At 31.3% G+C, this 13,259-nt stretch carries 15 protein-coding genes; 1 reads left to right on the top strand and 14 read right to left on the bottom strand.

Translation table 11 applies throughout. From position 1 onward, the window contains the following. Positions 1 to 125 precede the first annotated feature (125 nt). From GBH57_RS15775 to GBH57_RS15755, 5 genes are all read right to left on the bottom strand, one after another. Positions 126 to 1,223 (bottom strand): hypothetical protein, encoded by a 1,098-nt coding sequence (locus tag GBH57_RS15775; protein WP_151675467.1) that lies wholly within the window; start codon positions 1,221 to 1,223, stop codon positions 126 to 128. 359 nt (positions 1,224 to 1,582) lie between these two features. After that, positions 1,583 to 2,107 (bottom strand): methyltransferase family protein, encoded by a 525-nt coding sequence (locus GBH57_RS15770; RefSeq protein ID WP_235904734.1) that lies wholly within the window; start codon positions 2,105 to 2,107, stop codon positions 1,583 to 1,585. Positions 2,108 to 2,220: 113 nt separating this feature from the next. Continuing rightward, entirely contained in the window at positions 2,221 to 2,637 is a 417-nt protein-coding gene (locus tag GBH57_RS15765; protein ID WP_151675465.1) for a Fur family transcriptional regulator, read from the bottom strand. 2 nt (positions 2,638 to 2,639) lie between these two features. Then, on the bottom strand, positions 2,640 to 4,802 hold the full coding sequence (locus GBH57_RS15760) for a TonB-dependent receptor (protein ID WP_235904733.1): 2,163 nt from the start codon (positions 4,800 to 4,802) through the stop codon (positions 2,640 to 2,642). 75 nt (positions 4,803 to 4,877) lie between these two features. Further along, entirely contained in the window at positions 4,878 to 5,195 is a 318-nt protein-coding gene (locus GBH57_RS15755) for a DUF6660 family protein (RefSeq protein WP_151675463.1), read from the bottom strand. A 552-nt stretch (positions 5,196 to 5,747) separates the two neighbouring features. Here GBH57_RS15755 and GBH57_RS15750 point away from each other — a divergent pair. Next, entirely contained in the window at positions 5,748 to 6,716 is a 969-nt protein-coding gene (locus tag GBH57_RS15750; protein WP_151675462.1) for an IS110 family RNA-guided transposase, read from the top strand. A gap of 126 nt (positions 6,717 to 6,842) precedes the next feature. Here GBH57_RS15750 and GBH57_RS15745 read toward each other — a convergent pair whose 3' ends face one another. The 9 genes from GBH57_RS15745 to GBH57_RS15705 form a co-directional block, all read right to left on the bottom strand. Then, positions 6,843 to 7,358, bottom strand: a complete 516-nt coding sequence (locus GBH57_RS15745) for a hypothetical protein (protein ID WP_151675461.1) — start codon at positions 7,356 to 7,358, stop codon at positions 6,843 to 6,845. Between the two features lies 1 nt (position 7,359). Further along, a complete protein-coding gene (locus GBH57_RS15740) occupies positions 7,360 to 8,271 on the bottom strand; it encodes a helix-turn-helix domain-containing protein (protein WP_151675460.1) in 912 nt (303 codons plus the stop codon). Between the two features lie 9 nt (positions 8,272 to 8,280). Further along, positions 8,281 to 9,231: an SDR family oxidoreductase gene (locus tag GBH57_RS15735; protein WP_151675459.1), complete on the bottom strand. Its 951-nt coding sequence runs from the start codon at positions 9,229 to 9,231 to the stop codon at positions 8,281 to 8,283. Positions 9,232 to 9,487: 256 nt separating this feature from the next. After that, positions 9,488 to 10,087, bottom strand: coding sequence for a hypothetical protein (locus GBH57_RS16175; protein ID WP_208997626.1), 600 nt, complete (start codon positions 10,085 to 10,087; stop codon positions 9,488 to 9,490). A gap of 223 nt (positions 10,088 to 10,310) precedes the next feature. After that, positions 10,311 to 10,646, bottom strand: coding sequence for a hypothetical protein (locus GBH57_RS15725; RefSeq protein ID WP_151675458.1), 336 nt, complete (start codon positions 10,644 to 10,646; stop codon positions 10,311 to 10,313). After that, the gene (locus GBH57_RS15720; protein WP_151675457.1) at positions 10,639 to 11,094 is read right to left on the bottom strand and encodes a DUF5063 domain-containing protein; all 456 of its coding nucleotides are present in this window, start codon (positions 11,092 to 11,094) and stop codon (positions 10,639 to 10,641) included. The genes GBH57_RS15725 and GBH57_RS15720 overlap by 8 nt, the downstream gene beginning before the upstream one ends. 227 nt (positions 11,095 to 11,321) lie before the next feature. Further along, positions 11,322 to 12,026, bottom strand: coding sequence for a hypothetical protein (locus GBH57_RS15715; protein WP_151675456.1), 705 nt, complete (start codon positions 12,024 to 12,026; stop codon positions 11,322 to 11,324). Between the two features lie 117 nt (positions 12,027 to 12,143). Further along, entirely contained in the window at positions 12,144 to 12,722 is a 579-nt protein-coding gene (locus GBH57_RS15710) for an Rv1443c family protein (protein WP_151675455.1), read from the bottom strand. Further along, positions 12,722 to 13,099 carry a DUF5367 family protein gene (locus tag GBH57_RS15705; RefSeq protein ID WP_151675454.1) on the bottom strand — a complete coding sequence of 126 codons (378 nt, stop codon included), beginning with the start codon at positions 13,097 to 13,099 and terminating at the stop codon, positions 12,722 to 12,724. The genes GBH57_RS15710 and GBH57_RS15705 overlap by 1 nt, the downstream gene beginning before the upstream one ends. Between the last annotated feature and the right edge of the window lie 160 nt (positions 13,100 to 13,259).

Genomic DNA, 13,259 nt, shown 5'->3' with positions numbered 1-13,259 from the left:
CCTAAATAAGTAGAAAAAAATAGCATAAAAAAAACTCAAAGAATCACAAAAGCGAATCTCTGAGTATGGCATTATAATGTCAAAATTTAATGAAGAAAAGAGTTGTTTTTTACCTCAGTTCTTTGTTAGCCACCGTTATTTCTCAATCTTAATTTATAATATATTTCTAATTCTTGATAGCTATCATTCAGACTGAACCAATTTAAATTACCGATTTCTATAAAATCATTTTCTATTGATAGAATATCAATATAATCACTTACTGATTTACCATCACTTAATATTATCTCATTACCACTTGATGATAAGCGCCAATTTCCAGAAATTTTGGTGCTTGTTTTTCCTTGAATTAAGTATGATTTATCATTTAAAAATTCAAAGGTCAGTTGTTTTTCAATTAATGAATTATAAGGAATAAAACCAGAATCTGTTATGTTAGAGACAGATATAGTGTCTAAATCTATTATTTGGCTAACTTTCCATTTAGAATCTGATAATTTTGATAAAATCTTATTTCTTTCTATTTCCGTAAGATTCTTTTCTTTAATCAATTTAGCCTTAATTATATCGTTACAATTTAAACATTCTACATTTAAAATTGAATCTTGTGGTGTGCCACTAACTTTAAAGAAACTATCAAAAGCTTGACCATTAGTAATTGCAAAAACGTAGCTTCCATTAATATTTTTGAAGTTCCATTTCTCTACTAACCTGTCGAATCTATCTTTGTTTAAATTTTTCTTCAAAGCCATCTTGGAATTTGGCTCCTTAAAAAATGTTGAATCGGTCAAAATCAACTTAGAGTTAAACTCATAGTATTTTGAGTTGTCAAACATCAGTTTCCAATTGTTAGTTCTCAAGTCAATTAGTTCTGCACTTTGGCCTTGTAATTTTATGAGTTTAATTCTTGCTTCATTTTTATAATCAATTATGATGCTATCACTATATTCTTTAACAATTTTAAGATTGGTACTATTATCAATTGTGATTTGATTTTTTGAAATTTTAAATTTAAAATCTTCACTTTCATTTAGATAAATGTCGCTGATATCAACTGAATTATTTTTGAAATGGAAAATTGTGCCGTCTAATATAGAATTTTCGTTGTCTGCTGGAATTGGATATGATTTTGTAACTAACCAAGACGTATCGCTTAACCTATTTTTATTGCACGAAATTAAAACAAAAACACAAAATATTAATGATGGCAGAATTTTTTTCATAATGGTGGCTAACGTCTCCGTATATAAAACGTAGCGTCTAAAATGACACTATCGTTTCGGATTAAACACGAGCCGAATTTTTATTTTTTATGTTTATATTTTAATTTCTAAATATACAAAAATAAAAATTTGTCGGTCTTAATAAATAAGCAAAAACCTCTTGGAAAGCCTATAATAGCTATGTTTTATATACATTGTTGTGCATAGTGCTTTTCACGTCCTGCTTGGTTTTTCGATTTTTGTTGTTTAGTTCGGATTGAGCATTGGCAAGACATACTCTTTTACAGTTTGGGTGAAGCGTGGTTGATGCGACTGGAAATGTGTATGGCTTTGAGCGTTGGCAATGCTATGTTTTTAGTTTAAATCCATCTTCTCACTTTTTCCGCGTATTTTATATATTCATTTCCAAATTCACGCTTTAAAAATTCTTCCTCTAATCTTATTTGTGTATTCACGCTTAAAGTAGATAATGAGATTATGAGCAAAGTAAATGCATTCGGAATTACAAGAAATAGGCCAATATTCGCAATCATTATTCCTAAAAAAATTGGGTTTCTTGAAATTGAAAACATTCCATTTGTTACTAATTTAGTTTTATTTTCTTCATCAATTCCAATTCTCCAAAAAGTTGACATTTGGCTTTGAGAAATCCATACCAAAATCAATGATACAAACAAAAATATCCAACCAATCTTTTGTAAAATAGGATTTTCTAAATACCAAAACGGAAGTAAATATTCATACCACCCATTTTTGAAAGCATAGATTCCTGCTACTATAAGCTCAAAAACTGTTATAAATTTAAAAACCTTACCATTATAATCGTGAGCATTGTCTGTCTTTTTAAATGTTAACGGATTTATTCCTGTTTTTTTCCAAAGCAAAATAGACCTTAACACAAATACCAATAAAAAATACAATATAAAATAAGCGAATAGTAGCATAGTTTCTAATTTGATGTAAAATTGCTCTAAAAATCAATGCAATGGAAGTGCAATTACTGACCACTACATTTATCACAAATTCCTTTTACAACCAAGTTTACGTTTTCTGAAACAAAACCATCAGGCACTTTAATTTGAGGGATTTTATGTTCTGTTAAACAAACGGTTTCGTTACAGTTATTACAATGAAAATGCAAATGTAAATCGGTTTCAAGTTCGCAATTACAACCTTTTTCACACAAAGCATATTTTGTAATACCTGTACCATCGTCTATTTGATGTACAATATCTTTTTCTTCAAATGTTTTGACGGTTCTGTACAACGTTGTTCTATCTGCTTTCTCAAAAGCATTTTCTATATCGCTTAATGTAACAGCAATTTGCTTTTCTGCAAGGAACTTGTAGATTAACAAACGCATTGCTGTTACACGAATATTTTTAGATTCTAATAATTCTTCTATTGTTTGCATAATTAATCGTGGTCTTCGTTTCCAAATGGTTTAATTATTATACCTACACTAAATATAAATCCATCTGTTGGTGCATATATTTCTGGAAATATAGGATTTTCGTGTGGTGGTAAAACCAATGGTGAGAACCTACTTTGTCTTCTATCTGTGAAATTTTCAAAGTTCACAAATGCACTACCAAATTTAAAATTACGCATTAATAGTAAACCCATTGTTACAAAGTCCGTTGTTTCAGTTCCGTTTGATAAAAATTGCTTTCCAGTATAAAATGTTTCATAACCTATTCGCCATTTTTCAGATTCATACATCAACACGCTTCCTGCGTTATGTTTTGCCGTTAAAGGCTTTTGCGGATTTCCTGCCAAATAGTTCAATTTTGTATCTATTAGCGCATAATTTAAAAACCATCGAAAGTCTTTGTATGTAAACTTTATATTTGTTTCTGCTCCTTTGCTTAAAATTTCGTCGGTTGCATTTTCAAATGCAAACAATCCGTTATCTGTACTATTTAATAATAAACCGTTGTTTATTGCAGAAACGTAAAAAAGCTGATTAATTGAAAAACCTATACTCTCGAATAGACGAGTTTTATAATTAAAATCAAGATTTAAACCATAAGAACGTTCGGCTTTTAAGTTTGATTTATCTATACCAAGTACATTTTCGAAATTTATAAATTCTGCTTCCTCTGTGAAAATATCAGGTATTTTGTAGCCTAAACCACCACCAATTCTACTTGAAAATCCATTGTCATTTTTATACAATAATGAAATTCTTGGAAGTGGAAAAAATCCAAAATCCGTATTGTAATCTGCTCTCAATCCAGTTTCTAAAATCCAATTATCTGAAAGGTCATAAATATTGTTTGCAAACATTCCATAAGTTATATCTGTTTGGTCACGTTGTAAAGTTGCGTTATCATTCTCATCAAAGTTTGATGTATATAAGTTTGCACCAAAAATCCAATCAGCTTTTGAAGTTGCTTTTTGATAGGTAACTTCTGTAAACGTGTTGATTTGTTTACCGTCAAAATTAAAATCTGGAATAGTAAGGTTTCTATCGAAAAAGGAAACACTATTTTTTATGTTTAAAGAGCTTATTGAATCTATTTGTGTTTTATAAACTGCTTGACTGCTTACTCTTTTTGAGATATTTTCTTCAGTATATTGATGAATTCCATTTTCTCCACTTTCAATTTTTGTTACATCTCCACCAATTCTGTCATCGTAAGTTCCATTTAAACCAATCCAAAAGCTTGTTTTTTCTGATGGATAATAAAAGAATTTTGGGTTGAATGAAATTGATGTTGTTTTTGGTAAATTACTAAAACCATCATTTTCTGGGTCGTATACTTTTTGAGAATGACCAGAACCGTAAAGTGAAACACCAAATTTCTCATTTCGTTTGCTGTAAAATACATTTGCTGTACTTCCTAATGCTTGGGTTTGCGTTAGCATAATATCTAAAGCTGGTTCTTCGTCTGGTGTTTTTGAAACCATATTTATCAATCCTGCGATTGCTCCTCCACCATATAGTGTTGAAGAACTTCCTTTAATAATTTCAAACTGTTGCAAGTCCAAAGGTGGAATTTGTAATATGCTCAAACCACTTGAAAAACCTCCATAAAGAGGAAATCCATCTCTTAAAAGTTGTGTGTAACGTCCATCGAGTCCTTGAATTCTAATATTTGTACTTCCGCTACTTAAAGAAGTTTGTTGCATTTGAATTCCTGTGCTTTCACGAAGTACCATTGAGATATTAGTGGGATTCATTATGGCTTTTTCTCCTAACTCTTCTGCACCAATATATTCTATTCTTGTTGGAATTTTTCTTACCGTTCTTGTACTTCTTGAAGATTGCAATACAACTTCGTCCAATTCGTTTCCACCACTTTTTAATTTGAAAATTAAATCTGAATTATTAGGGATTAGAATAGTAGTTTTTAAGGTTTCAAAACCTAAATATGAAATTATTATAATATGTTCTCCGTTTGGAATTTCTGTAAAAGTTGCAATTCCGTCAAAATCGGTTACTGCTCCTTTTTCTAATTCCTCAAAATATACTGTTGCTCCTAATAACGGTTCGTTTTCGGATTCTGAAACTACTTTTATTTGTATATCAGATGTTTGCGCTTTTATAGAAAAGCACATTATGATTGTGAGCATTGCGCTCAATATGTATTTATTCATTGAAAATGTAAAAATTAATTAACTAAAATTTTTTGACTTTTGGTCGATAAATTAGCTAATCAATTGAGGCGGTTGCCAGATATTGGAATGAAAATTAAATCTGTATATTGATTGATAAGCAGATAGAATTACTGTAGAAATTTGATTGTTATTACCTAATTCAAAAGTTTGAATTGGTTGATATGTAATTGCGATTCCGCAACAATTACAAATACAAGTTATTGGACAAGTATCATCGCTATCATTTTGATGATTGTGTTCAGCAGTTATTTCGTCTTGGTGTTGGTCTTCGGCATTATTTCCGTCAGAACAAGGTTTTATTGACAAAACAAGTATTAATAAAGATAATATGATAGTGATAAATTTCATTGTCACAAAGATAGAGAATTATTAATGCAATGGTATTGCAAAGTCATTTCTTAATTCTGTTTTGCATTCCGTTTTGAGCGTTGGCTAAAAACAGCTCTTTTATTTTTTTTAAGTGTTGGCTTTTTGTGGCTGGAAAAAATAAATGTGCTGTTTGTGCGGTTGGCTTTTTTAGTTCAAATGTTGATATTTAGAACGATTTTCCGCATTATGCACAACGTGTTTGTATATGGTTTGTTGCGTGGTTTAAGCACTAAATTTAGCAAATAAAAACCGAATAGAAAATCCGCGAGGATTTTCGTAAGTAGGCTAGAACTAGCAATAAATTATATACGTCTTAAGTTTGATTTCTATTAAAATAGGTAGTTTTAATTATTAATCAGAAAGAACAAAAGAGCGCATTAAGGTTACTATATACGGTGAAGCTTAGACTTCGACAACATTGATAATCCGCTCTCTTTTACTACTTTAATTACGATCAGTTCTGTGAGACTTTAGATCTCGTTTTCAAGTCGATGTACTACTAGTAGCTAGTTCTTTCATAAATCAATTTATATGAATAAATATAAAGAAACTTTTGGAGTTGACATTAGCAAAGATGTCTTTGATGTTCACGGTAGTACTTCTGGCCATAATCAGTACAAAAATGATGCGACTGGGTTTACGAAATTTCTAAAAGATTTGCCTAAAGCATCTTTAGTTGTAATGGAAGTTACAGGATATTATCATTATCGACTTGCACAGTTTCTTTACAAGAATGGAACAGTCGTCTCTGTAGTAAATCCTTTATCTGTAAAGCGTTTTATACAGATGAAACTAGCAAAAGTAAAGACAGATAAAAGTGATGCAAAGATGATTTGTGAATATGGGGTGCTTAATGAAGTCCCTTTATATACTGCGCTAACAGATATGCAGAGTGAATGTTTACAATTATTTAGAGTATTAGATAATTTTATAAAGCACCGTACAGCCACAAAGAATAAGATGCACGGAGAAGAGGTTCTAGGCATACCTTCTAAGTTTACTTATCGAGCTTTAAGAAGAAACAAGAAACACTATGATATTGAGATAAAAGCTATTGAAGCAAAGATTCTTTCATTAGTTAAAGAGGATCAGCAGCAACAACTAACTTTATTAACTAGTGTACCAGGCATAGGCCAAAAGACAGCATTATTTTTAATTATAGTTACAGATGGTTTTTCAAAATTTGAAACCGCTTCTCAGTTGTGCAGTTATGTGGGGATTACACCAACGATAAGAGAGTCTGGTAGCAGTGTTAGAGGCAAGGCACGAATAAGTAAGGTAGGTAATAGGAAACTTCGTAATTTGTTGTTCTTATGTTCCTTTAATGCTTCCAAACACAACAAAGCTTGCAGAGAACTTTATGAGCGAATAGTAAGCAAAGGAAAAAGCAAAAAGTTAGCCTTAATTGCAGTTGTAAATAAGTTAATTAAACAATGTTTTGCTATAGCAAAATCGGGAAGACCTTACGACGAAACATACGTTTCTATCTTACCTAGATAAGTAGAAAAAAATAGCATAAAAAAAACTCAAAGAATCACAAAAGCGAATCTCTGAGTATGGCATTATAATGTCAAAATTTAATGAAGAAAAGAGTTGTTTTTCACCTCAGTTCTTTGTTGTGTGTAGTTATTTTTTAATTCCTTTTTGGATATCCACTAACTTTAATTCTTTGTGGTAGCTTTCTATTCTTGAGTGTGCAGTTCCGTCAACTAATAAAATGACTATTAGCATTGCAATGGTTGTAATGCTAATTGCTCTCCAAGTTGGTGTATTAACAAACAGAATTAATAATGTTGCTACTATAATTAAAATTGGAATTACTTTAAATACAACTGTATATTCCTTTAAAGTGCTTTCAGAACGTTCAATTTCGGATTGATAAAAGGCAGATGTATCGATATTAAAATCCTTTTCAAATTGTTTAACTCTTTGAATGTTGGTGTAATTAAGACCGCTACCAATTATCAAAAGTAATATGCCTGCAACTAATGTTGGAATGATATAAGCCCTTGCTAAATCTGTTTTCCCTAATTGCCAAAACCCAATACTTGCAATTAAAAAACCAATCGCAAAAAAGATAAAAAAACGTGTTGAGAATACTTCAGCTTTTGCCCACTCTGTGGCTAATTTTAATAGTTCCATTTTAGTTTAGTTTATATTTTTCTCTGTATTCCGTAGGACTTATACCTTCTTTCTTTTTAAATAATCGTGAGAAATATTGCGGATATTCAAATCCCAACTCGTATGCTACTTCCGAAATACTTTTGTTCGGTTTCAATAAAATATTCTTTGCTTCATCGATTAAACGCAAGTGTAAATGTTCGGTAGTCGTTTTTCCTGTTTCTTTTTTTAGTGTATCACTTAAATAGCGTTGAGAAACTGACATTTTATTAGCTATTTGTTCTATGTTTGGAATACCTTTTTCTTGTAGTAGTCCTAATTCAAAATATTCAGATAATTGTAGATTAAATCGCTCCAGCAAGTTATTTGATAATTCTTTTCTATTCAAAAACTGTCTTTCATAAAATCGATTGGCATACTTAAAAAGCGTACTAAATTGAGAAATGATAATTTCTTTGCTAAACTCATCTTGGTTGTTATGATATTCTATTTCAATATTTTCAACTATCGATTCTATTTGCTTTTCTTCTTTTGGCGAAAGATGTAATGCTTCATTTACTGAATAGGAAAAGAAACCATATTTTTTTATTTGTTGTGCTAAATCTGTTCCTTTCAAAAAATCTTCGTGGAAGTTTATTGAAAAGCCTTTTCGCTCAAAAACCACGCTACTATCCCATTGTAGAATTTGCCTTGGTGCAATGAAAATTAAAGCTCCATTGGTAAAATCATATTTTGTACGTCCGTAGTTTAAGTCGCCTTTTACAAATTTCTTTAAGCTGATGGAATAGCAATCGTTTGTAATTGGTGGCGAACTTTCTTTTGGACAAGGTAAATAACCATCTCCTTTTGAGTTGAAAACACTCAACATTGGATGTTCAGGTCTCGGTAGTTCTAAATAATCTAGATAAGTCGATAATGTTTTAAAGTGCTCCATTATACAAATTTATATATTCCATTTTATACCTGTTTCTTTTTCCGAAAGTTCCCATAATTTATTTGATACGACCTTATCTTTTGCGTGTGATTCTAATTTATGTGCTCCAACTGGACCAGTCCAATTATTTCTTCCTGTTGGACCATAAAAACTACTTTGGTCTAAATTAGGCTCTGTAGCACACATCAATTGCGGATAAGCACCTTTTTCAGCCGATTGTGTTAATGGCGACAATTTCATTAGATTAAAGATGAATTTCATCAAAGGGCTACCACTTGAATTTATTAAGTTGGTTCTTGAAGAACCAGGATGACAAGCATATGCTTTAATATCTGATTTATCTACTTTTTTTAATCTTTCCTGTAGTTCATAGATAGACATAATTTGAGCTAATTTGCTTTGACTATAAGCGTTATTAGGTGTGTAATCTTTATTCCAATTCAAATCGTCAAATTTGATTGTTTTAATTCCCATGTCATATCCCAAACTTCCTACAGTTACAATTCGACCTTTGGATTTTTCAATAAGTGGGAACAATAATGCTTGAAGCGTAAAATTTCCGTAGTAATTCGTTCCCATTTGACTCTCCCATCCATCTACTGTTAATGTTTGTTTAGGTACTTGGGCAATTGCTGCATTGCAAATAAGTGCATTGATTTGAGGAACTGTTTTTATAACTTCTTCTGCTGCTTTTTTTACTGAATCTTGTACAGCCAAATCCATTTTTATAGCTACAACGTCTATATGATTTCCAAGTTCTTGCTTTAAAGTTTTAATGGTGTCTTCTGCTTTCTTTGGGTTTCTATTAAGCATTACAACTTTAGCTCCTTTTGATAGTAATATTTTCGCTGCTTCAAATCCTGTTCCGCTTGTAGTTCCTGTTATGACGTATGTTTTACCATTTAATTTTTCAATTCTGTCTGGTGTCCAACCTTTTTTACCAAATTGATTTGTATTCATTTTGTCTATTTTTTTTAAGATTAAAATTATAAGACAAAGGTCGGGTAGTAGTAGTCTTAATTCCTTATACGGATTTTCAAATGTTGGATACTTTTTGGTTTGAGTGGTAATTACACACAACGGTCTCGTATAACCGTCAGTTACGGGTTAATATGCGTTAGTTTTCGGTTAAGCACTGACGTTAGCAATTCCGAGTGGATTCGGACGTAGTCGAATCCGCCGTAATTGCGGTTATACATTGTTGTAGTGCGTTTTTTCATTTTTCAGATAACAGTTTTACAATATTCTGGCGATATTCCTCATCCTTTTCATTCAATTCGATAGTTCCGTTTTTTAAGTCAGGATTTAGATAAAATTCAGCGTATAGATTTTGCTCATTGTTGTCGTCAAAAAACAGCTTAAATTTAAATCGACCTTTTTCTAAAGTTGCGTTTTCTCGGTTTAAAGGAAATATTGTGAAAGTCAGTTTTTCAGTCGAGAATTTCGTTTGTTTAGATTGTCCGTAAAGTTTAGAGATTACACTTATTAGCTTATCGCTTTCAGGTCCGATTGATTGTATTTCAATTCCGTTTTCTACAAATCTTGTATTATCAAGCTCATTATTCACAATTCCGGCTGGAATTCCGTCCGCAATATTGATTTTTAGTCCAACAATCTGATTTTCATATTTTGCTTTACAAGTCAAACTCCAAAATCCATTGTCTATTTTTTCCTTTTTAGTGATTGTGAAAATTAAATCTTGCCAACCTTCTTCAGCGTCTTGATTTGAAGTCAGTTCAATTAGATTTTTGTTTTGACTAAATCCGAAAACGCTACTTAAAATTCCCATTATTAATATCAGTTTCTTGATTTTCATTAGGTTACTCTCAAATGCACTACAACGGTTTTGTATATGGCTCGTAGCGTGTAAATTAGCGATAATATTTCCGTTAAGCACAAGCCAGATTTTTAAATTTTACTATTTATCTTTTCTATTGGAAATCGTCAAATTTAAAAATTTGGCGACTTTCCAAAAACGCATTAACTTCGATTAAGTAACTAATTAGCTATGGGCTATATACGTTGTTGTAACACGTTTTTTATGCGCTAAATATTACAATCAATAGGTTTGCATAAACAATAATCGCTGGCAATGCAAGTCCTAAAATTACAAGTTTCTTTTTTTGATTTGGCCACAACTTCCAATATTTTATAATTCTTACGACTACAATTACGCTCAAAATAAAAGACAGCAACATTGAAGGTCCAATGATGAATATATTCAATCCAAAATTGTGAGGTGCGTAACCGTCTTTCAAACCCAATAGTGGTTCTTTTAGATTATCAATTACAAAGACTAATACAACAAGACAAAAACTTGCAATAGCCATTCCATTTGTCCATTTTATTTTATTTTGCTTTAAAGTTTTATCCATTATAGTCTTTCAGATATTTTAGAAAATCCACAAGGTGTTGTTCAGAATGATATCTCATTAAAAACTCAAATTGGTAAAGTCCATCTTTCTCACTATTGTTTTCTAATCTCCATTGAACTTCAATTAAATCCTTAACTATATCTGTCAAATCATCAATTGCATCGCCAGTTGTTAATTCGGCATCTTCTAATAATTTGTGACTTTCCCAAACAGAATGATACCATCCAAAATCTGGAAAATGCTCACTTACAATACTTCTTAATCCGTCATAATCCAATCGCAAAGGTTCTTCATAATCTTTGTCATCAAATTCGGTTTCTACATTTAGATATTCAGCGTAAATTCCGACCAATAATTGTTGGATTTCGAGAACTTTATTTTCAGATACAAGATTTTCATTTGTACCAAATTCAACTATTCTATCTATTAGTTTTTTTAATTCGCTCAATGTTTTTCTTAAATGTGTTACAACGTCTCTGTATATGAGCAGTGCGGAGGAAGAAAGGCGAAAGCCTTTCGGAAGCGCACGAGCTGATTTTTACAAATTATACTTCTATTTTGTTTTTCTGCAGAAGTCGAATTTGTAAAAATTCGGCGACTTCTGAATATACCCAAATTTTGGGTTAAGCGACAACTCCCGCATTGCTTATATGCGTTGTTGACAAACGTATTTTTTCAGTATGCAATTTCAGTCACTATTAGTCTTCTAATAAAATAATCATTAAAATCTACTTTTGAATCTAACATTCTACTCGCAATAATTACCGGACTTATTATTCCTGCGGCATCTCTAATATTGAGATAATTTACTAAGAATCGTGATTTATTTGGAATTGAATTTAAGGCTCTGACATAGCTGCCAACATAATTTACATTGACGTAATTCATATATTGTTTAATAATAGAATCCTCGTCAATCGGTTCTTTATAATTAAAAGAAGATTCCGAAAAGTTATATTCAAAAGTCCCATCAGGTATAAGAACTTTAAGTCGTGTTTTTACCATCGGAATATTACTATAACTCAGTTCCAATTTATTTGTATCACGTTCAATCCAAACAGAATCGGGAACACTATAGATTTCATATTTTAGAGTGCTTTTAGCAAATCGCTCCCTACTTTCATTCGATATTTCTTGCCAAACACGACCATTTCCGTCAATCAATTCCTCTAAAAATCTCTCGTATGATTCGTCAGTTGCTAAATTCGGGTATTCGTCAGCCAAAAAATCATTTTCAAAATCTTGCACAAGATATGTCAGAGTTTTGCTATTCTCTTTTCCTAAAATTCTTTCAAATTCGGTAATTGTTTTATTGTTTGCACAACCAATTAAAAGAAATCCGATTAATAATGAATTGATAATTTTTATTGTTTTGGTCATATGTTTGCCAACGGTTAGTATATGAAAAGTAGCGGATTTTACGCACTAACATTTCGGTTTATAATTGACCTTTATTTTATTACTTATCTTTTGTTTAAGCACTAAAACCGCTATTTTTTATATACCGTGTTGTGTGCAGTATTCTTTCAATTTTTTATGTCGATATTTATAAAAATCTTTCGCCCAAGTGGTTGTAAATCCAGTTAAAATCCCCGCTCTTAAAACCAATTCATCTCTATAAACACAAGTAGAATCGCTTGTAGGTTTTATTTCAATTCGATTATCCCAAACACTTACAAATCCGCCTTTTTCTCTTGTTTGTATTACAAAATTTTCTTCATCTATTTTTTCCCATCGAATGAAATGACTTCCTATTGGTACAAATCCTAGAACTGTCAAATTAAAACTATCGATTTTTGATTTAATCCATTTTTCTGGAACTTGATATCCTTTCTTGGGTTTTAATTTACCTTTCGGTTTGGATATTTTGTTCATAAAGTCAAAATTTTGATATGCGTCCCAAATCTGTTTTGCTGAACAATCTAATTCACTTTCAAATGTCAATTTTCGAGCTTTTTTAGTTTTGCCTTTTTGGTTTACAATTTCTATTTTTTCTTTAGTTACAATTACATTTCTGTTCACTGTACAGGCTTGTATTATAAGAAGTCCAATTACTAATGCAAAAAACTCTTTCATTATTTGTCTTTTCTGATTAGTCCAAAAACTAAAACTGTTGCATAAGCCCACATAAGCCAAGAGCCGAAAGTTGCTCCGTCCGTTTCTGGAAGATTTGGAAATACCTTAGCAAAAAACTCAATACAAAATGTGTCTAAAATCATTCCTGGTAGAACCATAATTACAGCTGATTGGGCAGATTCCAATTTTCCTAGTTTGTACTTGTTAAAAAACCAAGTAGCTACAAATCCCAAAAATGGAATTACAGCTAAGTAGAGTCCAATCAAGACAAAGAGATTATCAGTCAGAAAGAAATATTGACCCGCAACTCTAAACGCTATTGTTGCCAAAAGCCAAATCGTAAATCCAATTATTAAGCTAAAGATTTTGTAATTCATTGGTTATTTTCTTCGTTTGGTCATATTGCACACAACGTCTTTGCATATGAGCAGTGCGGAGGATGAAAGGCATTAGCCTTTCGGACGGACAGGAGCTGATTTTTACAAATTTCGAATATTAATTTTTTTTTTTGGCAATAAGTCGAATTTGTAAAAATTC

Source organism: Patiriisocius marinus (genome assembly GCF_008974325.1).
In the GTDB taxonomy this organism is placed as follows: domain Bacteria; phylum Bacteroidota; class Bacteroidia; order Flavobacteriales; family Flavobacteriaceae; genus Patiriisocius; species Patiriisocius marinus.
This window is presented reverse-complemented; position numbering and strand designations above follow the sequence as displayed.

Coding starts and splice junctions, on each gene's coding strand:
- GBH57_RS15775 (WP_151675467.1), bottom strand. CDS start 1,223: ATGAAAAAAATTCTGCCATCATTAATATTTTGTGTTTTTGTTTTAATT.
- GBH57_RS15765 (WP_151675465.1), bottom strand. CDS start 2,637: ATGCAAACAATAGAAGAATTATTAGAATCTAAAAATATTCGTGTAACA.
- GBH57_RS15760 (WP_235904733.1), bottom strand. CDS start 4,802: ATGCTCACAATCATAATGTGCTTTTCTATAAAAGCGCAAACATCTGAT.
- GBH57_RS15755 (WP_151675463.1), bottom strand. CDS start 5,195: ATGAAATTTATCACTATCATATTATCTTTATTAATACTTGTTTTGTCA.
- GBH57_RS15750 (WP_151675462.1), top strand. CDS start 5,748: ATGAATAAATATAAAGAAACTTTTGGAGTTGACATTAGCAAAGATGTC.
- GBH57_RS15745 (WP_151675461.1), bottom strand. CDS start 7,358: ATGGAACTATTAAAATTAGCCACAGAGTGGGCAAAAGCTGAAGTATTC.
- GBH57_RS15740 (WP_151675460.1), bottom strand. CDS start 8,271: ATGGAGCACTTTAAAACATTATCGACTTATCTAGATTATTTAGAACTA.
- GBH57_RS15735 (WP_151675459.1), bottom strand. CDS start 9,231: ATGAATACAAATCAATTTGGTAAAAAAGGTTGGACACCAGACAGAATT.
- GBH57_RS16175 (WP_208997626.1), bottom strand. CDS start 10,087: ATGAAAATCAAGAAACTGATATTAATAATGGGAATTTTAAGTAGCGTT.
- GBH57_RS15725 (WP_151675458.1), bottom strand. CDS start 10,646: ATGGATAAAACTTTAAAGCAAAATAAAATAAAATGGACAAATGGAATG.
- GBH57_RS15715 (WP_151675456.1), bottom strand. CDS start 12,026: ATGACCAAAACAATAAAAATTATCAATTCATTATTAATCGGATTTCTT.
- GBH57_RS15710 (WP_151675455.1), bottom strand. CDS start 12,722: ATGAAAGAGTTTTTTGCATTAGTAATTGGACTTCTTATAATACAAGCC.
- GBH57_RS15705 (WP_151675454.1), bottom strand. CDS start 13,099: ATGAATTACAAAATCTTTAGCTTAATAATTGGATTTACGATTTGGCTT.